Genomic DNA, 26,380 nt, shown 5'->3' with positions numbered 1-26,380 from the left:
TCACCAACATCGGAATTCTGTCGTAGGCGATCTCGTTGAAAACCATAGAGTTTCGGGATGAATGAAAGGTTGGCGCCGACAGTGCTTCCTGAACCATGCGACACGGTTGCAAACCGTTAATTCAGTCACGTTTCAGACGCACGCGCTTCGCTTCCATGTCGGCCGACCGCGGGTACTCCGCAGTCCATTGCCGAATGCGCTCGGCTCGAACGAGGTCACAGATGCAAGCATCCACCCGATTGCTGTTCGCCTCCTGCGTCATTGGTCTGCTGCACGTCCCCGCGGCCATGGCCGCGCCGACGGCGACGCCGGCCTGGACCAACGAAGAAGCGATGATGTCGCCCGCGGAAGTCCAGGCACGCACCGCCTGGCGCGAAACCATGGCGCATCAACCGACGCCGGCGGAAGGCTGCTTCCATGCCAACTTCCCCGATACGCAGTGGCAAACGGACGTCTGCAAGACCCTGACCCGCCGCGTGCATCCGATCCCTCACAAGATCCTGTTCGGCGCCACCGAAACCACCGGCAACGGCTACGACTACGCGCTGCGTTCCAGCAGCCTGATCAGCAAGGTCGTGGGCAGCTTCCCGCAGGTGACCGGCGTGACCTCGGAGAAAGGCGTGGGCGTGGCCTCCTTCGGCGGCGGCGGCATCCTCGGCCCGAACGAGTACTCGCTGCAGATCAACTCCAACTACAACGCCACCACCAGCGTCTGCGGCGGCCGCTCCGGCTGCACCGTGTGGCAGCAGTTCGTCTACGCCACCGACTACGAGACCCAGGGCCAGGCGGCGGTGTTCATGCAGTACTGGCTGATCGGCTACGGCAGCAGCTGCCCGAGCGGCTGGATGAGTGGCGGCGGTTCGGACTGCTACCGCAACAGCAATGCGGTCAGCGCGCCGGACGTTCCGGCCACGCAACTGGCCAACCTCAAGCTGACCGGTTCGGCCACCGCCAACGGCAACGACACCATCACCTTCACCAACAACGGCACCGCCTACAGCGTCAGCGCCAAGGACAGCGTGGTCAAGCTGGCCACCGTGTGGAAGGACGCCGAGTTCAACGTGGTCGGCAACGCCGGCGGTTCCAGCGCCAACTTCAACTCCGGCTCGTCGATCACGGTGAAGGTGGCCGCCACCAACGGCTCCACCGCCGCCCCGACCTGCGCAGCCAATGCCGGCAGCACCGGCGAGACCAACAACCTCAACCTGGGCAGCTGCTCGACGGCCGGCGGCAGCACGCCGTCGATCACCTTCACCGAGTCCAACTGAGGCCGCCGCGCCAGACCGCACGCAGCGGCTGGCGCGTTCTCGCCCGACACCATCCGGTTGCGCCGCACCGCAGCACTGCGGCGCGGCGCAGCCGCTACCATGACGCTCCCTCTTCGCGACGGTGTTGCGCCATGGCTTCCGCTTCCCCCGATTCCCACACCGCCGACATCGCCTTCATCGGCGGCGGCAACATGGCGCGCAGCCTGATCGCCGGCCTGGTCCGGCAGGGCGCCGATCCACGCCGCATCCGCGTGGCCGAGCCGGTGGCGGCACTGCGCGAAGCCCTGGTCGCCGAGTACGCCGTCCACGCCGTCGCCTCCGCGGCCGAGGCCGCCGACGGCGCCGCGCTGTGGATGTTCGCGGTCAAGCCGCAGGTGCTGCGCGGGGTCTGCACCGAACTGGCCGCGCTGTCGCTGGCGCAGCGGCCGCTGCTGGTGTCCATCGCCGCCGGCATCACCACCGCGCAACTGGACCGCTGGCTCGGCGGTGGCCACGCCCTGGTCCGCGCGATGCCGAACACCCCGGCCCTGCTCGGCGCCGGCGTCACCGGTCTGTTCGCCAGCGCCGGCGTCGACGCCGGACAGCGCGCCCACGCCGAGCGTGTGCTGGCCGCCGCCGGGGTCACCGTGTGGGTCGAGGACGAAGCGCTGATCGATGCGGTCACCGCCGTCTCGGGCAGCGGGCCTGCCTACGTCTTCCTGCTCGCCGAGGCGATGGAAGCGGCCGGCATCGCGCAGGGCCTGCCCGCCGACACTGCGCGCACCCTGACCCTGCAGACCGTGCTCGGCGCGGCGCGCATGCTCACCGAGTCCGGCGAGGCGCCGAGCGAACTGCGCCGCCGGGTGACCTCGCCCAACGGCACCACCCAGGCCGCGATCGAGACCTTCCAGCACGGCGGCTTCGAGGCGCTGACTGAAGCCGCGATCGCCGCGGCGGCGCAACGCGGCCGTGCCCTGTCCGCCGCCAACGACGACTGAGCGCGGCTGACGCCATGCTGCGCTGCCGCCAGGCGGGCGCGGACGGTACTCGGCATCGGTGCCGCCCCCTCGTACACTGCGGTTGCTGCGCGCCGTCCGCATCTCGCTGGCGACTGCGCACGACGTGTTGTTCGCCACGCCAACCCGGAGAACGCCGATGCGTGTCCTGCCCGTTGCGCTGCTGTGCCTGGCCCTGGCCGCCTGCTCGGACCAGGACACCCCACGCCCGGCGACGCTGCTCGCCGCCACGCCGGCGCAGGCAGATTTCGGCACGCTGCGCGTGCACTACAACGCCTTGCCCACCCTGGCGATGAGCGAAGACGTAGCGCGCCGCTACGGCATCGCCCGCGAGGCCGACACCGCGTTGGTGATGATCGCGTTGCGCACCCTGCATGGCGGCGAGGAAGCACCGGCGGTGGGCGCGGTAGAGGCGGTGGCGACCGACCTCAGCGGCCAGCGCCAGCCGGTGGCGCTGCGCGCGGTCCGCACCGACGCCTACACCGACTACGTCGGCACGGTGCGCAGCAGCGCCCACGACCAGCTGCGCTTCGTGGTGCAAGTGCGCAGCGCCGACGGCACCGGCACGGTGCGCTTCACCCGCAATTTCTAGCGCACGCAGCGTAATGCGCGCCGTCCCACATGCGCCGTCCCATCTGTAGGAGCGGCTTCAGCCGCGACCGGGCGTTACCGGGAAGGCCCGGTCGCGGCTGAAGCCGCTCCTACGGACACACCGACATAGGGACACCGATCAAGGTGATTCCACGTACGCGTTGTGGGAGGGACTTCAGTCCCGACTGCATGCAGCGTCAGGGGCCCTTTCCTTTTCGCCAGTGCGACTGAGAGCACGATGAAGGAACCTGCGTCTTCATCATCTCGAAAATTTCTGTACCCGCGCCGCGCTCAAGACAATCACTCTGCGCATCACCTGAGCGCGCAAAAGCGGCCATAACGCGACGGCCACCGGCATCGCGTCGGGACTGAAGTCCCTCCCACATCCTCTACGTTCCACATCGCGGCGCCGTCGCGTGCCGTAGGAGCGGCTTCAGCCGCGACCGGGCGTTACCGGTGAGGCATGTCGCGGCTGAAGCCGCTCCTACGGACAAACCGACAGACCGATCTATGCAAACGAGCGCGGTGACCACAGGCGCCCGTTGTGGGAGGGACTTCAGTCCCGACTGCATGCAGCGTCAGGCCCCTTTCCTCCTCGCCCGTCGGGACGGAAGCCCACGGTAAAGCGCCACGTCTCCACTCTTCTTCTCGATGAGCTCGGCAACCGCAACGTCCACCGGCATCGCGCCGGGACTGAAAGTCCCTCCCATACCGTCTCGATCCCACATCGCGGCGCCGTCGCTTGCCGTAGGAGCGGCTTCAGCCGCGACCGGGCGTTACCGGTGAGGTATGTCGCGGCTGAAGCCGCTCCTACGGACAAACCGACGTAAGCACGAGCAAGGCAATCACAGAAGTCGCCACGCACAGACGCGCCGCTCACTCCTCCGCCCAGCGCTGCGGCCCATCGCCGTGCGCGGCCAGGGTGTCGGCCGGGTTGCTCAGCCGGCAGCGGCGCAGCGACAGGCAGCCGCAGCCGATGCAGTCGGTGAGCTGGTGACGCAGGCGGGTCAACTGCAGGATGCGCGCGTCCAGCTCCTCGCGCCACACCGCCGACATCCGTGCCCACTCCGCGCGGGTCGGGGTGCGTGCGTCGGGCAACTGCGCGAAGGCGGCCTTGACGCTGTCCAGCGGCACGCCGACGCGTTGCGCCACGCGGATCACCGCCAGCCGGCGCAGCACGTCGCGCGTGTAGCGGCGCTGGTTGCCGGCGGTGCGCATGCTGCGGATCAGGCCCTTGCTCTCGTAGAAATGCAGCGCCGACACGGCCACCCCGCTGCGCGCGGCGACCTGTCCGACGCTCAGTTCCTCCTGCATCGCTTGACCTCGAGTCCGGTTGAGGTTGCATGCTGCACGGGCTGCACGCGCCCACGCAAGTCGCCGCCGGCAGACGTCCACCCGCTTTCCCAGGTACGCCGATGCAAGACCACGCCACCACCGCCGCTGCTCCACCCACCCCTGCCGTTGCCGGCTCCGTGCTGGCGCCGGCCTACCGCGCCACCACCGTCGGCATGGTCGCGCTGGTCTCGCTGATCGCCTTCGAGGCGCTGGCGGTGGCCGCGGCGATGCCGACCGTGGCCCGCGAACTGGACGGCCTGCGGCTGTACGCGCTGGCCTTCGGCGGCACCCTGGCCACCAGCGTGATCGGCATGACCGTGGCCGGGCGCTGGAGCGATCTGCACGGACCGGCGGCGCCGCTGTGGGCCGGCCTGGCCTGCTTCGTCTGCGGCCTGCTGCTGGCCGGCTTTGCTCCGTCGATGGGATTCCTGCTGGCCGGCCGGCTGGTGCAGGGCCTGGGCGCTGGCGCGATCTCGGTGGTGCTGTACGTGCTGGTCGCGCGGCTGTATCCGCAGGCGATCCGCCCGCGCATGTTCGCCGCGTTCTCCGCCGGCTGGGTGGTGCCGTCGCTGATCGGCCCCAGCATCAGCGGGTTGATCGTCGAGCACGTCGACTGGCGCTGGGTGTTCCTGGCGGTGCCGTTGCTGGCGCTGCCGGCGGCGGCGCTGCTGTGGCCGGCACTGCGGCGCCTGCCGCCGGCCGCGAGCGCGGACGGCGCCAGCGGTGCGGCGCGGCGGTGGTCACTGGGCGCCGCGGCCGGCGTCTGCCTGCTGTATCTGGGCGGCCAGCAGCGCGGGCTGTGGGCGGCGCTGCTGTTGCCGTCGGCGCTGGCGCTGTTGGCGCTGTGCACCTGGCGGCTGCTGCCGGCCGGCACCCTGCGCGCCGCGCGCGGCCTGCCCAGCGTGATCGCGCTGCGCGGCATCGCCGGCTCGGCGTTCTTCGGCTGCGAGGCGTTCCTGCCGCTGCTGCTGTCGCGCGAACGCGGGCTGTCGCCGGTGTGGGCCGGCGTGGCGTTGAGCGCTGGCGCGCTGGGCTGGTTCGCCGGCTCCTGGTACCAGGGCCACTACGGCCGCGACGCCACCCGCCTGCGGCGGCTGCGGCTGGGCTGCACGCTGATGGCGCTGGGCATCGCGACCACCACGCTGGCGCTGCTGCCGGCGGTGCCCGCCGCGCTGGCGATCGGCGGCTGGACCGCGACCGGCCTGGGCATGGGCCTGATCTACCCGACCCTGGCGGTACTGACCCTGACCCTGTCGCCGCCGGCGCGGCAGGGCCGCAACAGTTCGGCGCTGCAGTTGAGCGAGGCGATCGCGGTGGCGACCACGCTGGCGGTCGGCGGCTCGCTGTTCGCCGCGCTGCTGGCGTACTCGGCCGCCGCGGCCTACCTGTCGACCTTCGCCGTCGCCGCGCTGATGGCCTTGCTCGGCCTGGCCATCGCCGGCCGCACCCAGCCGGCGCCGGGCTAGGCCGTGTCCTCCATCCCCGCGCACATCGCGCCGTGGTGACGCACACGCGCGGCAGAGACGCGCGAGGCGACGATCCTCTGTCCGCGTCCGAACGCTGACGCGGCCATGGATGCGGGGATCGCGGCGCTTCCGGTGGGCCCTGTCCGGTGTGCCGCCGACGCCGCGCGGCGTGCGCCGACCGCCAGCCAGGCCCTGCGCCACGCAACGCTGCCGACGCACCGGCCAGACGACGCGGCGTGCCCGGGGATCGAGAAAAGCCCTAGCGCGCGCCGACGCCCCTGGCCCAGGCCTGGATGATGTCGGCGATGGCGCGCACGCCATCGGTAAGGGCCGCCGGCCCCGGCTGCAGGATCAGCGGCGACTTGATCTCGAACAGTTGCCCGTCGCGCACCGCCGGCATCGCCGCCCAGCCCGGCCGCGCGGCAACGCGCTCGGGACGGAAGCGCTTGCCGCACCAGGAGCCGAGGATGATGTCCGGCGCGCGCCGCACCACCTCATCGCCGTTGGCCAGGATCCGCGCCTTGGCCAGCGGCTGCACCGACAGTTCCGGGAACACGTCCTCGCCGCCGGCGATGCCCACCAGTTCGGCCACCCAGCGGATACCGGTGATGATCGGCTCGTCCCATTCCTCCAGGTACACCCGCGGCCGCCGCGGCAAGGTGGCGGCCTGCGCGGCGATGGCGTCGAGCCCGCGCTGCAGTTCGTCGGCATAGGCCACGGCGCGCGGTCCGGCGCCGACCAGCGCGCCGAGCCGGCGGATGTAGTCGAGGATGCCGTCGACGCTGCGATGGTTGGCGATCCACACCTCCACGCCATGCCGCACCAGTTCGGCGGCGATGTCGGCCTGGATGTCGGAGAAGCCGATGGCCAGGTCCGGCTGCAGCTTGAGGATCTCGCCGATCTTGGCGCTGGTGAAAGCGCTGACCTTGGGCTTGTCGCGGCGCGCCTGCGGCGGGCGCACGGTGAAGCCGCTGATGCCGACGATGCGCTGTTGTTCGCCGAGCGCGTACAGCGTCTCGGTCGGCTCCTCGGTCAGGCAGACGATGCGCTGCGGGCCCATGCTCAGCGCGCCTCGCCCGAGCACGCGCGCACCGCGGCGGCGGTACCGCGGCAGGCGGGGCCGGCGCCGCTCACGGGAACAGCATCCGCTTGCTCCAGTGGCCGGCGGCGTCGGCTTCGTAGCGCCAGCGCTCATGCAGGCGGTACTTGGCGCCGTACCAGAACTCGAAGCTGCGCGGCACCACGCGGAACCCGCCCCAGCCGTCCGGACGCGGCACCTCGCGGCCCTCGAAGGTGGCCTCGGCCTTGGCCACGCGCTCCTCGAATTCCTCGCGCGAGGCCAAGGTGCGCGACTGCGCCGAGGCCCAGGCGCCGATCTGGCTCATGCGCGGACGCGAAGCGAAATAGGCGTCGGCCTCGGCCGCGGCGACCAGTTGCACCTCGCCGTCGATGCGCACCTGCACCCCGTCCTCGCGCATGCGCCGCCACAGGAACAGCAGCGAGGCCTGCGGATTGGCCTGCAGCTCGCGGCCCTTCTGGCTGTCCAGGTGGGTGTAGAACACGAAACCACGCGCATCGTAGGCCTTCAGCAGCACCACCCGCGACGACGGCCGCGCCTCGAGCGTGGCCGAGGACACGACCATGGCGTTGTATTCGGCCTCGTCGCTGGTGCGCGCCTCGGCGAACAGGTCGGCGAACGTGGACAGGGCTTCGGCGTAGAGATCGGGCATGGCGACAGGCACTCGGCGGACGATCCCCCATTGTCGCGCCATGCACCGCGCGACGCACGCCTCGCCGCGCAACGGCACGCGCACGGGTCCCGCGCAGCGCGCGAGGCGGCGCCGGTCTCTGCTAGCATCGGCGGATGAATCCCGCCCCCAACCTGGTGCTGGTCGGCCCGATGGGTGCCGGCAAGAGCGTCATCGGCCGCCGCCTGGCCGAGCGCTTCGGCCTGGTCTTCGTCGACAGCGACCAGACCATCGTCGAGCGCACCGGCGCCAGCATCGCCTCGCTGTTCGAACACGCCGGCGAAGCCGGTTTCCGCGAGCACGAGCGCGCGGTGCTGGAAAGCATCCTGAGCACGCCCGGCCACCTGATCTCCACCGGCGGCGGCGCCGTGCTCAATGCCGACAGCCGCCGCGAGATGCGCGAACACGGCTTCGTGGTGTACCTGCGGGTCGGCGTGGCCGCGCAACTGCAGCGCCTGCACCGCGACCGCAGCCGTCCGCTGCTGCAGCGTGGCGACCGCGAGCAGGTGCTGCGCGACCTGCACGCGGTGCGCGAACCGCTGTACCGCGAGGTCGCCGACCTGATCCTGGACACCGACCACTTCACCCCGGCCGAGGCCACCGCGCAGCTGGTCGTGCGCCTGGCCGCGTCGTGGAAACTTCCGGAACCCACTGCATGACCGCAGCATCGCGCAGGGTCCAGGTCGCTGGCGACCCGGCCTACACCATCCACATCGGCCCCGGCCTGCTCGACGACGGCGCCGCCCTCGCCGCACACGTGCGCGGCCGCCACGTGCTGCTGCTCAGCGACAGCCAGGTGGCGCCGCTGTATGCCGCGCAGGTCCGCAGCGCGCTGCTGGCGGCACGCCCGGAGTTGCAGATCGGCGACTTCGTGATCCCGGCCGGCGAAGCCTCCAAGACCCTGGACCACTTCGCCGCGGCGATCGCCGCGCTGGCCGCCCTGGGCGCCACCCGCGACGCCTGCGTGCTGGCGCTGGGCGGCGGCGTGGTCGGCGACCTGGCCGGCTTCGCCGCCGCCTGCTGGATGCGCGGCGTGGATTGCGTGCAACTGCCGACCACGCTGCTGGCGATGGTCGATTCCTCGGTCGGCGGCAAGACCGCGGTGGACATCCCGCAGGGCAAGAACCTGGTCGGCGCGTTCCATCCGCCGCGCGCGGTGCTGGCCGATACCGCCACCCTGCGCAGCCTGCCGCCGCGCGAACTGCGCGCCGGGCTGGCCGAGGTGATCAAGTACGGCGCCATCCGCGACCCGCTGTTCTTCGAATGGCTGCATGCCGAACGCCGCGCGCTGCTGGCCGGCGAGCCGGCCGCGCTGGCGCAGGCGATCGCGCGCAGCTGCGAACACAAGGCCGAGATCGTCGCCCGCGATCCGTTGGAGAAGGGCGAGCGCGCCCTGCTCAACCTCGGCCACACCTTCGGCCACGCCATCGAGACCGAACAGGGCTACGGCGCCCCGGACAACGCCAACCTCAACCACGGCGAAGCGGTGGCGGTGGGCATGGTGCTGGCGGCCGCGCTGTCGGCGCGGCTGGGTATGGCCAGCGCGCAGGACATGGAGAAACTGCGCGCGCTGCTGCACGACTTCGGCCTGCCGACCGCGCTGCCGGCCGGCCTGGCGCCGGAGGCGCTGCTGGCGCGCATGCGCCTGGACAAGAAGAACCTGGCCGGACGCCTGCGGCTGGTGCTGTGGCGCGGCATCGGCCACGCCGAGATCGTGCCCGACGTGGACGAGGCCGAGGTGCTGGCGGTGCTGGCCGCCGGCTGAGCCGGCGCAGCGCTTAGGCGACAGTCGCCCCCACGCGCGCCGGTGGTGCTGGCGCGCCTGCATACGCCCGCACACGCACTCAGCGTGCCTGCCGCCACGCGCGCGGGCTCTGCCCCACCTGCGCCTTGAACACGCGCGACACCGCGGCCTCGCTGCCGTAGCCCACTTCGTCGGCAAGCTGCTTCAGCGGCCGCCCTTCGCGCAGGCCGCGCTGCACCAGGGCGATGCGCCAGTCCTGCAGGTACTGGCCCGGCGTGCAGCCGAGGATCTCGCGGAAGCTGCGCGCGAACGCGCTGCGCGACATGCCGGCACGGGCGGCCAGGCTCTCCAGCGTCCAGGGCTGCGCCGGGGCGTCGTGGATGGCCGTCAGCGCCAGCCGCAGCCGCGCATCGGCCATGCCGGCGAGCATGCCGCTGTCGGCGAGTCCCTGCTCCATCAGCTCGCGGATCACGTGCACCAGCACCACCTCGAACAGCCGGTTCAACACCGCCTGGCGCCCGCAATGCTGCGCGAACGCTTCTTCGAACAGGAGGTGCAGCAGCGCCTCGCCCTGCCGCAGCGCGTCCAGCGGCAGGCAGATGCAGGCCGGCAAGGCGCGCACCAGCGGATTGGCCGCACCGCCACCGAAGCGCAGGTGCGCGCAGGCGAAATCCGCGCCACGTTGCGCATCGGTCTCGAAATGGTGCGGCATGGCCTGCGGGTACAGCAGCAGGCTGGGCCGGTCGATTCGCAGCACGCTGCCATCGCCGTTGTGGACGACGACGCTGCCCTGGCGCAACAGATGCAGCTGGCCGCGGTCGCCGTCGTCGAGCCGGTGCAGGCCGCACAGCGTGCCGGCGTGGAAGACCTCGGCGCTGACCGAGAAGTGCGTCAACAAGGCGGCCAGGCGATCGGTCAATCAGGACTCCAGGTAAAGTTTTGCGGACGATTCGCCACCTATCGTATCGCCTTGGCGCGCAAAGTCACTCCTGTCGCCGGCACCCCGCCCGGCATGCCACAGGAAAACGCCATGAAGACCCTGCTTCCCCTGCTCGCCACCTCGATGTTGGCCGGTGCGATCGGCACCGCCGCCGCCGCGACGCCGGCCGACCAGCCTGCGCCGTTGCGCCCGGTCGCGCAGTTCCTCGATGCGCTCAACGGCAGCGGCGGCAAGCTGATCGAGCAGCTCACGCCGGCGCAGGCGCGGCAGGTGCTGCGCGATGCCCAGGCCAATACGCCGTTGCCGCCGGCCGAGGTCAGCCGCACCACCATCCAGGCCGACGGCAAGCCGCTGAACCTGGTGATCGTGCGGCCGCCGCACACGGATGGCCAGGTGTTGCCGGCCTTCATGTTCTTCCACGGCGGCGGCTGGGTGCTGGGCGACTTCCCGACCCACGAACGCCTGATCCGCGACCTGGTCAACGCCTCCGGCGCGGTGGCGGTCTATGTGGACTACACGCCGTCACCGGAAGCGCAGTATCCGGTCGCCATCCACCAGGCCTATGCCGCCACCCGCTGGGTCGCCGAGCACGGCGCGCAGATCGGCGTGGACGGCCAGCGCCTGGCGCTGGCCGGCAACAGCGTCGGCGGCAACATGGTCGCGGCCGTGGCACTGCAGGCCAAGGCCGCCGGCACCCCGGCGCTGCGCTACGACCTGATGCTGTGGCCGGTGACCGACGCCCGCTTCGACGATGGGTCCTACCAGCAGTTCCAGAGCGGCTATTTCCTCACCCGCAACATGATGACCTGGTTCTGGGACAACTACACCACCGATCCCAAGGCACGCGCCGAGATCACCGCCTCGCCGCTGCGCGCGACCCCGGCGCAACTCGCCGGCCTGCCGCCGACGCTGATCCAGACCGCCGAGCTGGACGTGTTGCGCGACGAGGGCGAAGCCTTCGGCCGCAAGCTGGACCAGGCCGGGGTGACGGTCACGGTGACCCGCTACAACGGCCTGATCCACGATTTCGGCCTGCTCAATGCCCTGCGCGAGGTGCCCGCGGTGCGGACCGCGATCCAGCAGGCCGGCGACGGACTGCGCGAACACCTGAAGTAAGCGCATGACCGGCGGCACGCCATGCAGCGCGTTCCGGCTGCAGCGTGCCGCCCACCCGCGCCGAGCGCATTCAGGGCTGGGCAGCCTCAAGCGACGCGTCCCCGCCCAGGGTGCGGTACAGCGTCACCCGATTGGTTGCCGCGGTCAGTTCCACCGCGACCAGGCTGCGCTGCGCCGCGTAGTAGCTGCGCTGCGCATCCAGGTTGGACAGCGCGCTCTCCACGCCGACGCGGTAGCGCTGCGCGCTGGCGTCGTAGGTATTGGCGGCATCGGTAAGGAGAGCGTGCTGCGCGCGCAATTGCGCATCGATGGTGCCGCGCCGGGCCAGCGCATCGGCCACTTCACCGAAGGCGGTCTGCACGGTCTTTTCGTAGCCGGCCACGGCGGCATCGCGCTGCGCCTCGGTGTAGCGCACGTTGGCGCGCGCCGCACCGCCATCGAACAGGGTGTAGGCGGCGCCCGCACCCACCGAGCCGTTGAACGCGTCGTGGGTGAACAGGTCCGACAGCGCGGTGCTGGTCAGCCCGAGCAGGCCGCTCAGGCTGATGCGCGGAAACAACGCGGCGCGGGCGGCGCCGATCTCGGCATTGACTGCGCGCAGCGCGTATTCGGCCTGCACCACGTCGGGCCGGCGCAGCAGGATGCTCGTATCCAGGCTGGCAGGCGGATCGCCGATGTGCGCCGCGGCCTCCTCGATCGAGGCCGGCAGCAGCGCCGGATCGACCGGGGCGCCCACCAGCAACTGCAAGGCATTGACGTCCTGTGCCACTGCCGTGGTCTGTGCGGCCAGGTCGGACTGCGCGGCATGCAATACCTGATTGGCCTGGTCCAGCGCCGAGTGCGGCACGATGCCGCCGTCCACCCGCTGCGCGGTCAGCGCAGCGCTGGCGCCGGCGCTGCGTTCGGTGTCCTGCGCGAGCGTCAGCAGGCTGCGATCGCTGGCATAGGTCAGCCAGGCCGTGGCGATGTCGCCGACCAGGGTCAGGCGCGTGGCCCGCGCCGCCGCCTCCTGTTCCAGGTAGCGCTGCTGCGCGGCCGCGGTCAGCGCGTGGATCCGGCCGAACAGGTCGAGTTCGAAAGCAGTAACGCCGAGCCCCAGATCGTAATTGCTGGCATAGCCCGCCGCCGGCGCGGCCGCTGCGTTGCCGCCCTGCGTCGCGTCGTTGGCCGGCGCCGCGCCCTTGCCGCGATAGGTGCGCGTGTAGGTCGCGCTGGTCCCCACCTCCGGCAGCAGGGCCGCGCGTTGGATGCGGTACTGCGCCCGCGCCTGGGCGATATCGGCGAGCGCGATCCGCAGATCGCGGTTGTTGTCCAGCGCCTGCGCGATCAGCGCCTGCAGCCGCGGGTCGCCGAACACCTGCCGGTAGCCCAGCGACGGCAGCGTGGCCTCGTGTTGCGCCAGGTAGGCATCGCCCACCGGCCACGACGGCGGAATCGGTGCGGCGGGCCGCACATAGGCCGGCGTCAGGCTGCACGCCGACAGCAGGCAGGCGGCACCGAGTGCGAACGCGCGCATCAGGCCGGCTCCGGCAGCGTCGGTGCCGATGGCGGCGCGGTGCCGTCGCGACGTGCGCGACGGCGCGCCAGCCACTCGGCCATCGCGATGTGGAAGGCCGGGGTCAGGTACAGGGTCAGCGCCTGCGAGAACAGCAGGCCGCCGACCACCGCGATGCCGAGCGGGCGCCGCGCTTCGGCGCCGGCGCCGACGCCCAGCGCGATAGGCAGCGAGCCCAGCACCGCCGCCAGGGTGGTCATCATGATCGGGCGGAAGCGCACGGTCGCCGCTTCCAGCATCGCCGCGCGCGGCTGCTTCCAGCGCGCATCGCCCGAGCGCTCGAGGTCCAGCGCGTAGTCCACCATCATGATGCCGTTCTTCTTGACCAGCCCGACCAGCAGGATCAGGCCGACGAAGCTGAAGAGATTGAGCTCCTGGCGAAACAGCACCAGCATGAGAATGGCGCCGAACCCGGCCAGCGGCAGCGAGGTCAGGATGGTGATCGGATGCAGCGCGTTCTCGTACAGAATCGCCAGCACGCCGTAGATCAGCAGCACGGTGATCAGCAGCAGCATCGGCAAGGTCTTCATCGAATTCTCGAAGGCCTGCGCCGAACCGGCGAACTGGCCGCTGATGGCGCGCGCGTCGCCCTTGCCCAGGGTCTGCGCCATCAGGTTGCCGATGCCGGCGGCGGCATCGCCCAGCGACACGCCGGGTGCCAGATTCATCGACAGCGTCACCGCCGGCAGGCCGGCGTAATGGTTGATCGCCACCGGCCCCACGCCCATGCGCACGTCGGCAACCGCGCGCAGCGGCACCATCGGGCCGCCGGCCGCGGTCAGCACCGCGCTGGTGCCGGAACTGCTGTTGGAGGTCTGCGTGCCGATCGCGGTGATGCCCGGGTTCTGGTTGCCGTTGAACGACAGCGCATCCAGGCCGTTGAGGTCGGCCTGCGCCGCCGGGTCCACCTGCAGCAGCACTTCGTACTGATCGGTGTCGCCGTAGATGGTGCTGATCTTGCGGCCGCCATAGGCGCTGGCCAGGGTGTCCTGCAGACCGGCGGCGGTGACGCCCAGCGCGGCGGCCTGCTCGCGGTGCAGCACCACCTCGATCTCCGGGTTCTTGAGCTGCAGGTCGCTCTGCGGATCCTGCACGTCGCGTAGTTGCCGCAGGCGTTGCAGGACGCTGTCGGACTGGGCGTACAGCGCCTTCTGGTCGGTGGACTGCAGCACGTACTGCAGCGATCCGTTCGAGGCCGTCGGCCCCATGTCGATCGCCGGCGGATTGCGCATGTTGAGGGTGATGCCCTGGATCGCGGCGACCTGCTTGCGCACGTCCTGGATCACCTCCTCTGCGCTGCCGCTGCGCTCGGACAGCGGCTTGAGCCCGATCAGCAGGCGCCCGCTGTTGCTGAGCGAATTGTCCGAGCCGATCACCGACTCCACGTTGGCCACGTTGGGATTGCGCTGGATGATCTTCACCACCGCCGCCTGCTTGGCGACGAAGTCGGCGAACGCGGTGCCCTCGGGCACGCGGGTATCGCCGTCGATCTTTCCCGAATCCACCTGCGGGATGAAGCCCTTCTCGACCACGGCGTAGACGCCGGCGGTGCCGACCAGGGTGGCCACACCGATGACGCACATCAGGCCGATGCGCTCGGTCGCCCAGGCCAGCGAGCGCGCGTAGCCGCGTTCGCTGGCGTCGACCAGCCGGTCGAAGCGCTCGAACACCCAGCCCGTGCTCTTCTTCGGGTCGAGCCAGCGGCTGGCGAGCATCGGTGTCAGCGTCAGCGAGACGATGCCCGACAGGATCACCGCGATCGCGATCACCATGCCGAACTCGGAGAACAGCCGCCCGACCAGCCCGCCCATGAACACGATCGGCAGGAACACCGCCGACAGCGACACCGTCATCGACAGCACGGTGAAGCCGATCTCGCGCGAGGCGGCGATGGCCGCGTCCATGCGGCTGGCGCCCTGCTCGGCGTGGCGGACGATGTTCTCGATGACCACAATGGCATCGTCGACCACGAAGCCGACCGACAGGGTCAGCGCCAGCATCGAGATGTTGTCGAGGCTGAAATGCAGCAGGCGCATCACCGCGAAGGTGCCGATCAGCGAGGTCGGCAGCACCAGCGCCACGATCAGGGTCGCCATCCAACTGCGCAGGAACAGCAGGATCACCACGATCACCAGCACCAGCGAGCCGACCAGGGTCCACTCCACGTCTTCCACCGACGCACCGATGTAGTCGCCGCGGTCGTAGAGCACATCGAGCTGGGCGTCGCCGGGCAGCTGCGCGCGGATCCCCGGCAACGCCGCCTGGATGCCCTGGGTCACCGACAGCGTGTTGGCGCCGGGCTGGCGATGGATGTTGATCTCGATCGCGCGTTGGCCGTTGAGCGAGGCGGCGGTCTGCAGGTTCTCGACGCTGTCCTCGGCATGGCCGACGTCGCGCAGGCGCACCGGCGCGCCGTCGGCATAGCTCAGCACCATGGCGTCGAAATCGGCCGCGCGCTTGAGCTGGCCGTCGGCGCGCACGGTGTAGGAGCGCGCGCGCCCCATCAGCGTGCCGGCCGGGGCGTTGCTGTTGCCCGCCTGCACCGCCGAGACCACCTGGTCGAAGCCCAGGTGACGGGCGGCGAGCAGGTGCGGATTGACGAACAGGCGCACCGCGTACTTCTGCGCGCCGTTGACGTCGATCTGGCCGGCGCCCGGCACCGAGGCCAGGCGCAGCGCCACGCGGTCCTTGGCGAACTGGTTGAGCAGCGGCAGCGCGATGGTCTTGGAGCGCAGGATCAGGTGCATGATCGGCGCGGCGCTGGGATCCTCCTTCTGGATCTGCGCGGGGTTGATCTCGCGCGGCAGCAGGCCGGCCGCCTGCGACACCGCGTTCTGCACGTCCTGCGCGGCGGCATCGACATTGCGGCTCAACGCGAACTGCAACACGATGCGCGTACTGCCGACGCTGCTGGTCGAACTCATCGTGTCCAGCCCGGGCAGGCCGCTGAACTGGCGCTCCAGCGGCGTCGCCACCGCTGCGGCCATGGTCTCGGGATTGGCACCGGGCAGCGACATGTTGATGGTGATGGTCGGGAAGCTGACGTCGGGCAGCTCGCTCACCGGCAGCGCGAAGTAGGCCATGCCGCCGGCCAGCACCAGGCCGATCATCAGCACCGAGGTCATCACCGCGCGGCGGATGAACAGCGCCGACAGGTTCACGCATGCCGTCCGGTCGCCGCCGCGGTCGGCGTGGCGTGCTGGTTGGAGGATTGCACCGCGGTGCCGTCGCGCAGTTCGTTGGGCACGGTGAGGATGACGCGATCGCCCGCGTGCAGGCCCTTGGCGATCACCGCCTGCCCGTCGATCATCCGCGCCACGGTCAGCGGCCGCGCCACGGCATGGCCATCGACCACGCAGTACACGTACGGCCCCTGCTGTCCCTGCTGCAAGGCGCTCTCGGGCACCGACAGGGCCCGCGGGTCCTCCGCCAGGATCACCCGCACGGTGACGAACTGCCCCGGCCACAGCGTGGCGCCGGCGTTGGCGAAGCGCGCGCGCAGTTCCAGGGTGCCGCTGCTGGTGTCGAAGGCGTTGTCGAGAAACGCCACCTCGCCGCGATCGAGCAGCGTGCCGTTCACGGCATCCAGCGCCAGCACCGGCAGCCCCAGGCCCTGGTGCCCCAGCGGCGCGGCGCGCACCGCGTCGACCTGCACATGCGCCAGGGCGAAGCGCACCTCGATCGGCGTGCTGACGTTGAGCGTCACCAGCGCGGTGCTGGACCCGCTGGACACCAGGTTGCCCGGCTTGACCGCGATGGCACCGGCGCGGCCGTCGATCGGTGCACGCACCTGGGTGTAGGCCAGCGACAGCTGGGTCTGTTCGACCTGCGCCTGGTCGGCGGCGACGGTGCCGCGCAGCGAGCGCAGCGTGTCGGCCGCGGTGGTGTAGGTCTTGGGATCGACCGCGCCGCTCTTGGACAACTTGGCGTAGCGCGCCTCGGTGTCGGCCGCATCCGCCGCCAGCGCCTGGTCGCGGGCCAGGGTGGCGCGCGCCTGCGCCAACGCCGCCCGCAGCGGCCGCGGATCGATGGTGAACAGCAGTTGCCCGGCATGGACCTGCTCGCCGTCATGGATCAGCACCGACTGCAGCACCCCGTCGGCCTGCGCGCGTACCTCCACGGTCTGCGGCGACAGCAGCGTGCCGGAGGTCTCGATGATGTCCGGGACCCGGTGCGGCGCGACGGTCATGGTCTGCACGCGCAAGGGCTCGGGCGCCGGCGTGGGCTGCTGGCGGTGTGCGCGCCAGTACCAGCCGCCGAGGATCAGCAGGCACAGCGCCGCCAATCCGGCGAAGACAGTGACCCGACCCAGGCCGCACGCCCTGCGTGGCGTTTGATAAGCGCTCGCGCGACGACGTGGCGCGCGCAACGACATGACATCGTCGGAAATGGCAGCAGGCCGCGCGAGATCCCGTCCCGCGCTAACCTCGGGGTGCTGCCCAGGGAACCGCCCATCGCTCTGGCTTCGCATACCGGCCGCGTCCGCACTCGTGGTGAATGGCGATGCCGTGACACCAGGATCTCTGTGCGCACGCAGCGGCATAGCCTGTTCCAATGACGCCAGATCGCCAGTGATGGCTCCGTGATAGAACGCACATCAGAACGCGCAGTGTGCGTCGCCCTGTACACACGTCATCGACAGCGGCACGTCCCGGGCACCATCGCGGCGCCCGCCGGCCAGGAGCGGATCCCGGCGCTCACGGACTGCCGTCGCGCTCCACCACCAGCACCCGCGCCGGGCCCTGCGGGTGCGCCACGTGCTCGGTGCCTTCCGGCGCATGAAACACGTCGCCGGCCTGCAGCAGCGCCGCCTGCTCAATGCCTTGCACGCGCCAGCGCATCTGCACCTGCCCGTCCAGCACCACGAACACCTCCTGGCCGTCGTTGACGTGCCAGACATAGGCCTGATCGGTCCAGTGGATGCGCACGCCGATGCCGTCCAGCAGCGCCACCGGCAGCGCCTCCCAGGCGCGGCTGCCGGTGAAGTCGCGTGCACGCAGCACCCGCGGCGCGGCGCTCATGCCAGGCCGCGCGCGCGGCGGTTGGACTGCAACACGTTGTCGCGCGGCAGCGGCAGCCCCGCCTGCACCGCCGCGATCCACTGCGCGGTGGCGGCGACCGCGGCGAAGTTGCTGTGGAACACCACCCCGAACACCCGGTGGATCTCCTCGGCACTGGCCTGGCCGGCGGCGTTGGCGTACGCCAGCGCGCCGCTGGCGTCGCCCAGCACTTCCACCGCCAGCCCGCGGTGGAAGGCCTCATACACGGTGGAAGCGTTGCAGTTGTGGGTCATGTAGCCGACCACGGTCAGGGTGTCGATCGCCTGCGCCTGCAGCCAGGCGGCCAGGTCGGTGTCGGCGAACACGCTGGGCCGGGTCTTGCGCAGCAGCCGCGTGTGCGGCCGCGCGGCCACCTGCGGGTGCAACGCCCAGCCGGCGCTGCCGTCGGCGAACACCGGTGACTGCGCCGGCGCGGTGTGCTGCACCACCAGCACCGGCACGCCATGCGTCTGTGCCGCGTCCATCGCCTGCAGGATGTGGGGCAGCGACTGCGCCACCGGCGGATGGGCGATCGGCAGCCCACCGTCGAAGTAGTCGTTCTGGACATCGATGACCAGCAGGGCGCGGCGGGGAGAAGACATGCGATGACTCCGGGGCGAAGAGGCGGCCAGTGTCGGCGGCCGGATGCGCGGCGACGAGTGGCCCGAAACACGGTTTTCGCTAAAATCGGGCCATGTCGCCGCATCGCATCGCCGTGGTCGCCTTCGACCGCATCAGCCCCTTCCATCTGGCGGTGCCCTGCCAGGTGTTCGAGGCGCGGCCGGACACCGACCTGCCGGCCTTCGACCTGCGCGTGTGCGCCGCCGAGCCAGGCCTGCTGCGCACCGATGCCGGCTTCGCCATCCAGGTGCAGCACGGCCTGGAGGCGCTGGATGGCGCCGACACGGTGATCGTGCCGTCCTGGCGCGATGCCGCCGAGCCGGCCCCGGCGGCGCTGTGCCAGGCGCTGCGCCGCGTCCATGCCGCCGGCGCACAGGTGGTGGGCCTGTGCCTGGGCACCTTCGTGCTGGCCGACGCCGGTCTGCTCGACGGCCGCCCCGCCACCACCCACTGGGCGGCCCTGGAACGCTTCGCGCAGCGTCACCCGCAGGTGCGGCTGCAGCCGGACGTGCTGTACGTGGACGACGGCGACGTGCTGACCTCGGCCGGCACCGTGGCCGGCATCGATTGCTGCCTGCACCTGGTGCGCCGCCGGCACGGCGCCGAGGTCGCCAACCGCATCGCCCGGCGCCTGGTGGTGGCGCCGCACCGCCAGGGCGGGCAGGCGCAGTACGTCGAACAGCCGCTGCCGGCCAGCCGCCGCGACGCCCTGCTCGGCCCGACCCTGGACTGGATGCTGCAGCGGCTGGAGCAGCCGCTGCGCCTGGACGCGCTGGCCGCGCACGCGCGGATGAGCCGGCGCAGCTTCACCCGCCAGTTCCGCCAGGTGACCGGGACCACCGTGGTGCAGTGGCTGGCGCACCAGCGCCTGGTCCGCGCCCAGCAGCTGCTGGAGAGCACCGACCTGGCGCTGGAGCGGATCGCCGCCAGCTGCGGCTTCGGCAGCGCCGGCGCGCTGCGCCAGCAGTTCGCGCGCGCCCTGGGCGTGCCGCCCTCGGCCTACCGTCGCGGCTTTCGCGCCGGCTGAGGCCGGCCCGCTGCGTTCCGCCAGTCGCGCCACGTCGCCCGCACCGGCACCCGCTACAATCGGCGCATGCGCGTCTTCCTCCAGCAACGCCCCGACGGCAACGAGCCGCCACGCTACCTGCAGTTGACCCTGCAGCCGGATCTGTTCGGCGGCTGGGAGCTGTTGCGCGAAAGCGGCCAGATCGGCGGCCGCGCGCAGCTGCGGCGCGAGCTGTACCTGCAGCAGGACGACGCCCACGCCGCCTTCGAGAAAGCCCGCGACGCCCAGCTCAAGCGCGGCTTCCAGGTCATGTTCACCCGTGGCGCCGACGCGCCGCGCTAAGGAATCCCCCATGCTCAAGAACGACCGCCTGCTGCGCGCGCTGCGCCGCGAGCCCGTGGACCAGACCCCCGTGTGGCTGATGCGCCAGGCCGGGCGCTACCTGCCCGAGTACCGCGCCACACGCGCCCGCGCCGGCAGCTTCCTGGCCATGGCCAAGACCCCGGAACTGGCCTGCGAAGTGACCCTGCAGCCGCTGGCGCGGTTCCCGCTGGACGCGGCGATCCTGTTCTCGGACATCCTCACCATTCCCGATGCGATGGGCCTGGAGCTGTACTTCGTCGAAGGCGAAGGCCCCAAGTTCCGCCACCCGGTGCGCGACGCCGCGGCGATCGCCCGGCTCGGCGTGCCGGACATGGAGACCGAGCTGCGCTACGTGATGGACGCGGTGCGGGTGATCCGCCGCGAACTGGACGGCAGCGTGCCGCTGATCGGCTTCTCCGGCAGCCCCTGGACCCTGGCCTGCTACATGGTCGAGGGCGGCGGCAGCGACAACTACGCGCGGATCAAGGCGCTGGCGCTGAACGACCCGGCGGCGCTGCACCAGTTGCTGTCGGTCAACACCGACGCGGTGATCGCCTACCTGGCGGCGCAGCGCGCGGCCGGCGCGCAGGCGCTGCAGGTGTTCGACACCTGGGGCGGCGTGCTGAGCCCGGCGATGTACCGCGAGTTCTCCCTGCCCTACCTGCAGCGCATCGCCCGCGAACTGGCGCGCGGCGACGGCGCCGAGCGCACCCCGCTGATCCTGTTCGGCAAGGGCAATGCGCCCTACCTGGAGGAGCTGGCCAGCTCCGGCACCGAAGGCGTGGGCGTGGACTGGACCATCGACCTGGCCGACGCCGCGCGCCGCACCGGCGGCCGCGTCGCCCTGCAGGGCAACCTCGACCCGGCGATGCTGTACGGCGCGCCGGAGGCGATCGACCGCGAAGTGCAGCGCGTGCTGCGCAGCTATGCCGACGGCAACGGCGGCTCGCTGGATGGACACGTGTTCAACCTGGGTCACGGCCTGTCGCCGGACATGCAGCCGGAGCATGTCGGGGCATTGGTGGCGGCGGTGCAGCGGCATAGTCGGCGCGCTTAAGAGCCGGGATTGGGGATTCGGGAGGCGGGATTGCATCGCCGGCGGCCCGTGGTGCGTGCGCAATGTCGCGTAGGAGCGGCTTCAGCCGCGATGGGCGTTCCTAGAACACCCTGTCGCGGCTGAAGCCGCGCCTACGCGAGCGTCTGCAAGGCGCCGTCCACCCCTGCGTCGACAGCGCTGATCGCTGAGCGCGCGCTGCATCGCAAGCGCGCAACGCGCGCAACTGCACGACACGGCGACGCGATCTGCGCGATCCTATCGCTCCCTCGCGTCGCCCTGCGTGCCGATGTCCGCGCCCTCCTCCGATCCGATCGCCGTTCCCGACGCGCGCAGTTTCCGTCCGCTGCTGTGGCTGGTGTCGCTGGCCATCTTCATGCAGATGCTCGATGCGACCATCGTCAACACCGCGTTGCCGGCGATGGCGCGCAGCCTCGGCGAGAGCCCGCTGCAGATGCAGTCGGTGGTGTTCAGCTACGCGCTGGCGGTGGCGATGTTCATTCCCGCCTCCGGCTGGATCGCCGACCGCTACGGCACCCGCCGCACCTTCCTGGCCGCGATCGTGCTGTTCACCCTCGGCTCGCTGCTGTGCGCGGCGGCGCCGCGGCTGCCGTATCTGGTGGCCGCGCGGGTGCTGCAGGGCATCGGCGGTGCGATGCTGCTGCCGGTAGGCCGGCTGGCGGTGATGCGCTCGGTCTCGCGCGCGCAGTTCCTCAGCGCGATGAGCTTCATCGCCATTCCTGCGCTGATCGGGCCGCTCGTTGGCCCGACCCTGGGCGGCTGGCTGGTGCAGGTGGCGTCCTGGCACTGGGTGTTCCTGATCAACCTGCCGATCGGCGCGATCGGCTTCGCCGCCGCGCTCAGGATCATGCCGGACTTCTACGGCGAGCAACGCACCCGCTTCGACCTGGTCGGCTACGCGATGCTGGCCTTCGGCATGGTCGCGCTGTCGCTGGCGCTGGACGGCATCTCCGAACTGGGCCTGCGCCACGCCTTCGTGATGCTGCTGGCGATCGCCGGGCTGGCGGCGCTGATCGGCTACTGGCTGCACGCGGCCAACGCGGCGGCGCCGCTGTTCCCGCTGCACCTGTTCAAGGTCATCAGCTTCCGCATCGGCATCCTCGGCAATCTGTTTTCGCGCGTGGGCAGCGGCAGCATGCCGTTCCTGATCCCGCTGCTGCTGCAGGTGGGCCTGGGCATGAGCCCGATGAACGCCGGGTTGATGATGATCCCGGTGGCGCTGGCCGGCATGGCCTCCAAGCGCGCGGCGGTGAAGCTGGTGGAGCGCTTCGGATACCGCCGCGTGCTGATGACCAATACGGTGCTGGTCGGCACCGCGATGGCCAGCTTCCTGCTGTTCGACGCCGGCCAGCCGCTGGGCTGGCGGCTGCTGCAACTGGCGCTGTTCGGCGCGGTCAACTCGCTGCAGTTCACCGTCATGAATACCGTGACGCTGCGCGACCTGGACCGCGACCAGGCCAGCGCCGGCAACAGCCTGCTGTCGATGGTGATGATGCTGGCCACCGGCTTCGGCGCCGCGGCGGCCGGCAGCCTGCTGGCGGCATTCAACACCCACCTCGGCGATACCCATGGCGCCACCGCGGCGCTGCACGCGACCTTCGTCTGCGTCGGCGCCATCACCCTGACCTCGACGCTGATCTTCTGGCAGCTGCCGGATACGCGGCCGCATCCGAAGCAGGTGGAGGAGGTGGCCGAGTAGCCGGGATTAGGGAGTTGGGATTGGGGATTCGCAACGGCGGCGGCGTTGCGGTCTGTACGGTCCCTGGGCTCTCGTAGGAGCGGCTTCAGCCGCGACCGGGCATTGCCGAGAATGCCGGTCGCGGCTGAAGCCGCTCCTACAGAGGCGGCGCAGCGCGCGGGCTAAGCGCGATCGTCGCTGCCCTCGCGCTCCCCGGAACCCGGCGCTTCTTCCAGGCCCGGCTTCCCCTCCACTGCCTCGGCCAGCATCTCGCCGGTCACCGGCTTGCGCAGGAAGCCGCTGAAGCCCGCAGCGCGGGCCTGCGGCTCGGCGTCGGCGTCGGCGCGGGCGGTGACCGCGATCAGCGGCATGCCGTAGCCGAAGGCGCGCAACTGCCGCGCCAGCGCCAGGCCGTCCAGGCCGGGCAGGTCCAGATCGAGCAAGGCGATGTCGAACGCGCTGGCCGCCGCTTCGGTCAGTGCGGCCAGCGCGTGCGCGGCGTGGGTGACGTGGTGGCCGCGGGCGCGCAGCAGGCCACCGACCACTTCGGCCACGGTCGGATCGTCTTCGACCAGCAGGATCCGCCGCGGCGCAGCGGCACTGGCGGATGCGCGGGCGTCGCGTGGCGCCTGCGGCAGCGGCTCGGGCACCCACGGCAACGGCAGGTCGACCACGAAGCGGGTGCCGGCGCCGAGGCGGCTGCGCAGTTCGATGCGCCCGCCCATCGCCACCGCCAGTTCCTGGCTGATCGCCAGGCCTAGGCCGCTGCCGCCGTAGCGTGCGGCGGTCCGCGGCCCGTCGGCCTGCTCGAAGCGCTGGAACAAGCGCGCCTGCTGTTCGGCGTTGATGCCCGGCCCGGTGTCGGCGACCTCGAAGCGCACGCCCTGCTGCGGCTGCAGCGGCGCCACCCGCAACTGCACGCTGCCGTGCTCGGTGAACTTGATGGCGTTGTTGAGCAGGTTCAGCAGGATCTGCCGCACCCGCGTGGCGTCGCCACGCGCGGTGACCTGCGGCGGCATTGCGTTGTCCAGGGCGAAGGCGAGCCCGCGGCTGCGCGCCATCGGCCCCATCATGGCCTCCAGTTCGGCGATCAGCCGGCCCAGGTCGAACGGCTGCTGTTCCAGTTCCAGGCGCCCGGCCTCGATCCGCGCCAGGTCCAGCGCATCGTTGACCAGGCGCAGCAGGTGCGAGCCCGCGTCGCGGATCGATTCGGTGTAGCGGCGCTGCTTGGTGTCCAGCGGCGTGGACAGCAGCAGTTCGCTCATGCCCAGCACCCCGGTCATCGGCGTGCGCACTTCGTGGCCGAGCGTGGCCAGGAAGCGGGTCTTGGCCAGCGAGGCCTGCTCGGCCACCTCCTGCTTGTGCACCGCCAGTTGCCAGGCGGCGCGCCGGCGCAGGCGCCGCCGGTACAGGTACGCGAGCAGCCACAGCGCCAGCACCGCCAGCACCGCCAGCCCGGCGATGCCCCAGGGGCTGCGCCACCACGGCGGCAGCACGCGGAAGTGCAGGCTGACCACGTTCGACCAGACCTTGTCGGCGGTACGCGCCTGCATCTCCAGGGTGTAGTGACCCGACGGCAGCCGCGAGAACAGGCGTTCGCCGCTGGCGCCCACATCGACCCAATCCGGATCGTAGCCGCTGAGGCGGAAGCGGTAGGTGTTGGCGTCGGTGTCGGAGAACGACAGCAGGCGCGCGACCACGTGCAGATCGCGGTCGCCTTCCTGCAGCACGATGCGGTCGGCATGCAGCAGGTCCAGCCCGCGCTCGCCGCGGCGCACGCCGATACGCTCGATCACCAGCGGCGGCTGCCGCCGCGACGGCACCACCTGCGCCGGCTCGAACAGCACCACGCCGTCCGGGGTGCCGCCGAGGATCTGCCCGCTGCGCGCCTGCACCAGGGTGCGGATCTGGAACTCTTGGTTGGGCAGGCCATCGTGCACGCCGTAGGAGCGGATCGCCTTGCTCGCCGGATCGACCCGGATCAGCCCGCGCACGCTGCTCAGCCAGGCCACGCCGCTGGCATCGACCACCAGGCCGTTCGGCGCCAGCGCCGGGAACTCCTGCTCGGCGTCGATGCGGTCGAGCAGGCTCAGCCGGCTACCGTCCCACAGATAGCGCTCCAGGCAGCCGACGCTGGCCAGCCAGACCACGTTGCCGTCGCTGATCGCCAGGGCGCTCAGCGGGCGCTGCGGTGCGCCGTGCACCGCTTCGAATCGCGCGCGCTCCGGGCTCCAGGCAAGCAGCCCGTGCTGCCCCAGCAACCACGGCTGGCCCTGCGGCCCGAGGCTGGCCTCCTGCACGGTCAGATCCGCAGGCAGGCCGGCGCTTCCCGGCGCCATGGTGCGCAGCACGTGGCCATCGAGGTCGCGCACCTGCACGCCGGTGATGTCGCTGAAGATCCAGACGTGGCGGTCGCTGCTGAAGACGATCCGATCCACCTGGTCCATCATCGGCGCATCGGCCCCGGCGTCCTTGCCCCAGCGCCGGACCTCGCCGCTGGTCGGGTCGTAGCGCAGCACCGCCCCCGCCGCTGCCGCCCACAGCCGGCCCTGCGGGTCTTCGGCGATCGCCCGCGCCCAGTCCAGGCCGAACATCGCGCGCATGTGCCGATGCACGGCGCCGGTGGCCGGATCCAGCTTGTCCAGCACGCCACGCGTGCCGGCCAGCCACACGCCGCCGTCGCGGGAAGCGGCGGTGGCCAGCACGTAGGGATTGCCCATCGACTCCGGGTCGTCCACCCGGTAGGACAGCACCGAGAACTGCTGCCAGTTGGCCGGCAGGTGCCACAGGCCGGCATTGGTACTGGCGAACCACAGCCCGCCCTCGCGATCCTCGAAGGCCAGCGACCAGTTCGGCTTGACCAGCCCGTGCGCGGAATTGCTGTACAGCGGCACGTTGCGGATCACCCCGGACTCGCTCTCGCGGCCCAGCCCGTCCATGGTGTCGAACCAGCGCGTGCCGTGGCGGTCGTGGACCAGCATGCCCAGCACGCTGTCGCCGGGCATGTTGCGCCAGTACGGCTCCACCACGCTGGCGTCGGCGCGCAGCAGGCGCATCCCGCCCAGGGTCGAAACCCACAGCGTATCGTCGCGTTCGGGCGTCAGCCCCTGCACGTCCGGCCGCGGCAGCGCGTCGGCGGCGACGCGCTGGAAATCGTGGCCGGTCCAGCGCGCCAGGCCGCCGCGGGTGCCCACCCACAGCGTGCCGTCCGGCGTGGTCGCCAGGTGGGCGACGCTGGCCGAAGGCAAGCTGCGCGCGTCGCCGGGGATCGGCATGAAGCGGCGCAGGCGGCCGTCCGGCTGCAGCTGGTGCAGGCCGCCGGCGGAGGTCCCGAACCAGACGCTGCCGTCCGGCGTGGACGCGATGGCCCACACAGTGGTGGAGCCGATCTGCGGATAGGTGCTGCGATCGTAGTAGCGGAACTGCCGGCGATCGGCCGAGAGCATGCCCAGGCCGGCGCCGTCGGTCCCGAACCAGACCCGGTTCTGCGCATCGACGTGCACCGACCAGATCTTGTTGTGGTGCAGGCCGTCCTCGATCCGCCAGATGCGGTAGCCGCGTCCGTCGAAGCGCGCCAGACCATCGCTGCTGGCCAGCCACAGGTAGCCGAGCTTGTCCTCGGCGAAGCCATTGATGCTGTTGGACGGCAAGCCGTCGGCCACGGTCAGTTGGCGCGGCTGCGGCGTCGGCGGCACTGCCGCGCCGGCGACCGCGGACCACGCCAGCAGCAGCCATCCCAAGATCCGTCTCGACCGCATCGCCTCTGTCTCCCCGACGGGCATCCGTCCCGCGCCACCGACGCCATCGTCGGCGATAAGCGCCGGCGCTGGCAACCGCGTC

General features: G+C 71.3%; 21 protein-coding genes. 11 read left to right on the top strand and 10 right to left on the bottom strand.

Annotated features, from left to right (window positions below):
• The first annotated feature begins 239 nt into the window (after positions 1-239).
• The 3 genes from AC1PMG_RS06740 to AC1PMG_RS06730 all read left to right on the top strand — a co-directional run bounded on the left by AC1PMG_RS06740 (position 240) and on the right by AC1PMG_RS06730 (position 2,855).
• The gene (locus AC1PMG_RS06740; protein ID WP_318526801.1) at positions 240-1,268 is read left to right on the top strand and encodes a hypothetical protein; all 1,029 of its coding nucleotides are present in this window, start codon (positions 240-242) and stop codon (positions 1,266-1,268) included.
• Between the two features lie 131 nt (positions 1,269-1,399).
• Positions 1,400-2,245: a pyrroline-5-carboxylate reductase gene (gene proC / locus AC1PMG_RS06735; RefSeq protein WP_481111080.1), complete on the top strand. Its 846-nt coding sequence runs from the start codon at positions 1,400-1,402 to the stop codon at positions 2,243-2,245.
• Between the two features lie 157 nt (positions 2,246-2,402).
• Positions 2,403-2,855: a DUF4426 domain-containing protein gene (locus AC1PMG_RS06730; protein ID WP_481111079.1), complete on the top strand. Its 453-nt coding sequence runs from the start codon at positions 2,403-2,405 to the stop codon at positions 2,853-2,855.
• A gap of 875 nt (positions 2,856-3,730) precedes the next feature.
• Here AC1PMG_RS06730 and soxR read toward each other — a convergent pair.
• Positions 3,731-4,168, bottom strand: a complete 438-nt coding sequence (gene soxR, locus AC1PMG_RS06725; protein ID WP_010344143.1) for a redox-sensitive transcriptional activator SoxR — start codon at positions 4,166-4,168, stop codon at positions 3,731-3,733.
• A 101-nt stretch (positions 4,169-4,269) separates the two neighbouring features.
• Here soxR and AC1PMG_RS06720 point away from each other — a divergent pair, with 101 nt between their 5' ends.
• Positions 4,270-5,655, top strand: coding sequence for an MFS transporter (locus AC1PMG_RS06720; protein WP_481111078.1), 1,386 nt, complete (start codon positions 4,270-4,272; stop codon positions 5,653-5,655).
• 259 nt (positions 5,656-5,914) lie between these two features.
• Here the strand turns inward: AC1PMG_RS06720 and AC1PMG_RS06715 are convergent, their stop codons facing one another.
• Complete coding sequence (locus tag AC1PMG_RS06715) at positions 5,915-6,715, bottom strand: cobalamin-binding protein (protein WP_481111077.1); 801 nt, start codon at positions 6,713-6,715, stop codon at positions 5,915-5,917.
• A 70-nt stretch (positions 6,716-6,785) separates the two neighbouring features.
• Positions 6,786-7,385: a pyridoxamine 5'-phosphate oxidase gene (gene pdxH, locus AC1PMG_RS06710; RefSeq protein ID WP_017910874.1), complete on the bottom strand. Its 600-nt coding sequence runs from the start codon at positions 7,383-7,385 to the stop codon at positions 6,786-6,788.
• A 134-nt stretch (positions 7,386-7,519) separates the two neighbouring features.
• Between pdxH and AC1PMG_RS06705 the strand changes: the two genes are divergently transcribed.
• Both AC1PMG_RS06705 and aroB read left to right on the top strand, forming a co-directional pair.
• Positions 7,520-8,062, top strand: a complete 543-nt coding sequence (locus tag AC1PMG_RS06705; RefSeq protein WP_017910873.1) for a shikimate kinase — start codon at positions 7,520-7,522, stop codon at positions 8,060-8,062.
• Positions 8,059-9,168: a 3-dehydroquinate synthase gene (aroB, locus tag AC1PMG_RS06700; protein WP_481111076.1), complete on the top strand. Its 1,110-nt coding sequence runs from the start codon at positions 8,059-8,061 to the stop codon at positions 9,166-9,168. The genes AC1PMG_RS06705 and aroB overlap by 4 nt, the downstream gene beginning before the upstream one ends.
• 79 nt (positions 9,169-9,247) lie before the next feature.
• Here aroB and AC1PMG_RS06695 read toward each other — a convergent pair whose 3' ends face one another.
• Positions 9,248-10,066 carry an AraC family transcriptional regulator gene (locus AC1PMG_RS06695; protein ID WP_481111075.1) on the bottom strand — a complete coding sequence of 273 codons (819 nt, stop codon included), beginning with the start codon at positions 10,064-10,066 and terminating at the stop codon, positions 9,248-9,250.
• A gap of 111 nt (positions 10,067-10,177) precedes the next feature.
• On the opposite strand from AC1PMG_RS06695, the gene AC1PMG_RS06690 reads away from it, so the two are divergent.
• Entirely contained in the window at positions 10,178-11,203 is a 1,026-nt protein-coding gene (locus AC1PMG_RS06690) for an alpha/beta hydrolase (protein ID WP_481111074.1), read from the top strand.
• Between the two features lie 70 nt (positions 11,204-11,273).
• On the opposite strand, the gene AC1PMG_RS06685 is transcribed toward AC1PMG_RS06690, so the two are convergent.
• The 5 genes from AC1PMG_RS06685 to AC1PMG_RS06665 form a co-directional block, all read right to left on the bottom strand.
• The gene (locus AC1PMG_RS06685) at positions 11,274-12,719 is read right to left on the bottom strand and encodes an efflux transporter outer membrane subunit (protein ID WP_481111073.1); all 1,446 of its coding nucleotides are present in this window, start codon (positions 12,717-12,719) and stop codon (positions 11,274-11,276) included.
• On the bottom strand, positions 12,719-15,919 hold the full coding sequence (locus AC1PMG_RS06680) for an efflux RND transporter permease subunit (protein ID WP_481111072.1): 3,201 nt from the start codon (positions 15,917-15,919) through the stop codon (positions 12,719-12,721). Before AC1PMG_RS06680 ends, AC1PMG_RS06685 begins: the two co-directional genes overlap by 1 nt.
• Complete coding sequence (locus AC1PMG_RS06675; protein ID WP_481111071.1) at positions 15,916-17,133, bottom strand: efflux RND transporter periplasmic adaptor subunit; 1,218 nt, start codon at positions 17,131-17,133, stop codon at positions 15,916-15,918. The genes AC1PMG_RS06680 and AC1PMG_RS06675 overlap by 4 nt, the downstream gene beginning before the upstream one ends.
• A 322-nt stretch (positions 17,134-17,455) precedes the next feature.
• Positions 17,456-17,779: a cupin domain-containing protein gene (locus AC1PMG_RS06670; RefSeq protein WP_481111070.1), complete on the bottom strand. Its 324-nt coding sequence runs from the start codon at positions 17,777-17,779 to the stop codon at positions 17,456-17,458.
• Positions 17,776-18,399: a cysteine hydrolase family protein gene (locus tag AC1PMG_RS06665; protein ID WP_481111069.1), complete on the bottom strand. Its 624-nt coding sequence runs from the start codon at positions 18,397-18,399 to the stop codon at positions 17,776-17,778. The genes AC1PMG_RS06670 and AC1PMG_RS06665 overlap by 4 nt, the downstream gene beginning before the upstream one ends.
• Before the next feature lie 92 nt (positions 18,400-18,491).
• Here AC1PMG_RS06665 and AC1PMG_RS06660 point away from each other — a divergent pair, with 92 nt between their 5' ends.
• The 4 genes from AC1PMG_RS06660 to mdtD all read left to right on the top strand — a co-directional run bounded on the left by AC1PMG_RS06660 (position 18,492) and on the right by mdtD (position 22,561).
• Positions 18,492-19,445, top strand: coding sequence for a GlxA family transcriptional regulator (locus AC1PMG_RS06660; protein ID WP_481111068.1), 954 nt, complete (start codon positions 18,492-18,494; stop codon positions 19,443-19,445).
• Positions 19,446-19,511: 66 nt separating this feature from the next.
• Positions 19,512-19,766 (top strand): WGR domain-containing protein, encoded by a 255-nt coding sequence (locus tag AC1PMG_RS06655; protein ID WP_254460865.1) that lies wholly within the window; start codon positions 19,512-19,514, stop codon positions 19,764-19,766.
• 10 nt (positions 19,767-19,776) lie between these two features.
• Positions 19,777-20,844, top strand: coding sequence for a uroporphyrinogen decarboxylase (gene hemE / locus AC1PMG_RS06650; RefSeq protein WP_481111067.1), 1,068 nt, complete (start codon positions 19,777-19,779; stop codon positions 20,842-20,844).
• Positions 20,845-21,130: 286 nt separating this feature from the next.
• Positions 21,131-22,561 (top strand): multidrug transporter subunit MdtD, encoded by a 1,431-nt coding sequence (gene mdtD, locus AC1PMG_RS06645; RefSeq protein WP_342072320.1) that lies wholly within the window; start codon positions 21,131-21,133, stop codon positions 22,559-22,561.
• 161 nt (positions 22,562-22,722) lie between these two features.
• Here the strand turns inward: mdtD and AC1PMG_RS06640 are convergent, their stop codons facing one another.
• Positions 22,723-26,322 (bottom strand): hybrid sensor histidine kinase/response regulator, encoded by a 3,600-nt coding sequence (locus AC1PMG_RS06640; RefSeq protein ID WP_481111066.1) that lies wholly within the window; start codon positions 26,320-26,322, stop codon positions 22,723-22,725.
• Positions 26,323-26,380 lie beyond the last annotated feature (58 nt).

The sequence above is a fragment of the Xanthomonas sp. NCPPB 2250 genome (assembly GCF_056725265.1).
The sequence above is the reverse complement of the archived record's forward strand: the minus strand, read 5'-3'. Positions and strand labels throughout refer to the sequence as shown.

Bases quoted from the DNA above. Each gene is read 5' to 3' on its own strand.
- AC1PMG_RS06670 (WP_481111070.1), bottom strand. From the start codon at position 17,779: ATGAGCGCCGCGCCGCGGGTGCTGCGTGCACGCGACTTCACCGGCAGC.
- AC1PMG_RS06665 (WP_481111069.1), bottom strand. From the start codon at position 18,399: ATGTCTTCTCCCCGCCGCGCCCTGCTGGTCATCGATGTCCAGAACGAC.
- AC1PMG_RS06720 (WP_481111078.1), top strand. From the start codon at position 4,270: ATGCAAGACCACGCCACCACCGCCGCTGCTCCACCCACCCCTGCCGTT.
- AC1PMG_RS06730 (WP_481111079.1), top strand. From the start codon at position 2,403: ATGCGTGTCCTGCCCGTTGCGCTGCTGTGCCTGGCCCTGGCCGCCTGC.
- AC1PMG_RS06685 (WP_481111073.1), bottom strand. From the start codon at position 12,719: ATGCGCGCGTTCGCACTCGGTGCCGCCTGCCTGCTGTCGGCGTGCAGC.
- pdxH (WP_017910874.1), bottom strand. From the start codon at position 7,385: ATGCCCGATCTCTACGCCGAAGCCCTGTCCACGTTCGCCGACCTGTTC.
- AC1PMG_RS06690 (WP_481111074.1), top strand. From the start codon at position 10,178: ATGAAGACCCTGCTTCCCCTGCTCGCCACCTCGATGTTGGCCGGTGCG.
- soxR (WP_010344143.1), bottom strand. From the start codon at position 4,168: ATGCAGGAGGAACTGAGCGTCGGACAGGTCGCCGCGCGCAGCGGGGTG.
- hemE (WP_481111067.1), top strand. From the start codon at position 19,777: ATGCTCAAGAACGACCGCCTGCTGCGCGCGCTGCGCCGCGAGCCCGTG.
- AC1PMG_RS06655 (WP_254460865.1), top strand. From the start codon at position 19,512: ATGCGCGTCTTCCTCCAGCAACGCCCCGACGGCAACGAGCCGCCACGC.
- AC1PMG_RS06705 (WP_017910873.1), top strand. From the start codon at position 7,520: ATGAATCCCGCCCCCAACCTGGTGCTGGTCGGCCCGATGGGTGCCGGC.
- AC1PMG_RS06640 (WP_481111066.1), bottom strand. From the start codon at position 26,322: ATGCCCGTCGGGGAGACAGAGGCGATGCGGTCGAGACGGATCTTGGGA.
- aroB (WP_481111076.1), top strand. From the start codon at position 8,059: ATGACCGCAGCATCGCGCAGGGTCCAGGTCGCTGGCGACCCGGCCTAC.
- mdtD (WP_342072320.1), top strand. From the start codon at position 21,131: ATGTCCGCGCCCTCCTCCGATCCGATCGCCGTTCCCGACGCGCGCAGT.
- AC1PMG_RS06675 (WP_481111071.1), bottom strand. From the start codon at position 17,133: ATGTCGTTGCGCGCGCCACGTCGTCGCGCGAGCGCTTATCAAACGCCA.
- AC1PMG_RS06660 (WP_481111068.1), top strand. From the start codon at position 18,492: ATGTCGCCGCATCGCATCGCCGTGGTCGCCTTCGACCGCATCAGCCCC.
- proC (WP_481111080.1), top strand. From the start codon at position 1,400: ATGGCTTCCGCTTCCCCCGATTCCCACACCGCCGACATCGCCTTCATC.
- AC1PMG_RS06715 (WP_481111077.1), bottom strand. From the start codon at position 6,715: ATGGGCCCGCAGCGCATCGTCTGCCTGACCGAGGAGCCGACCGAGACG.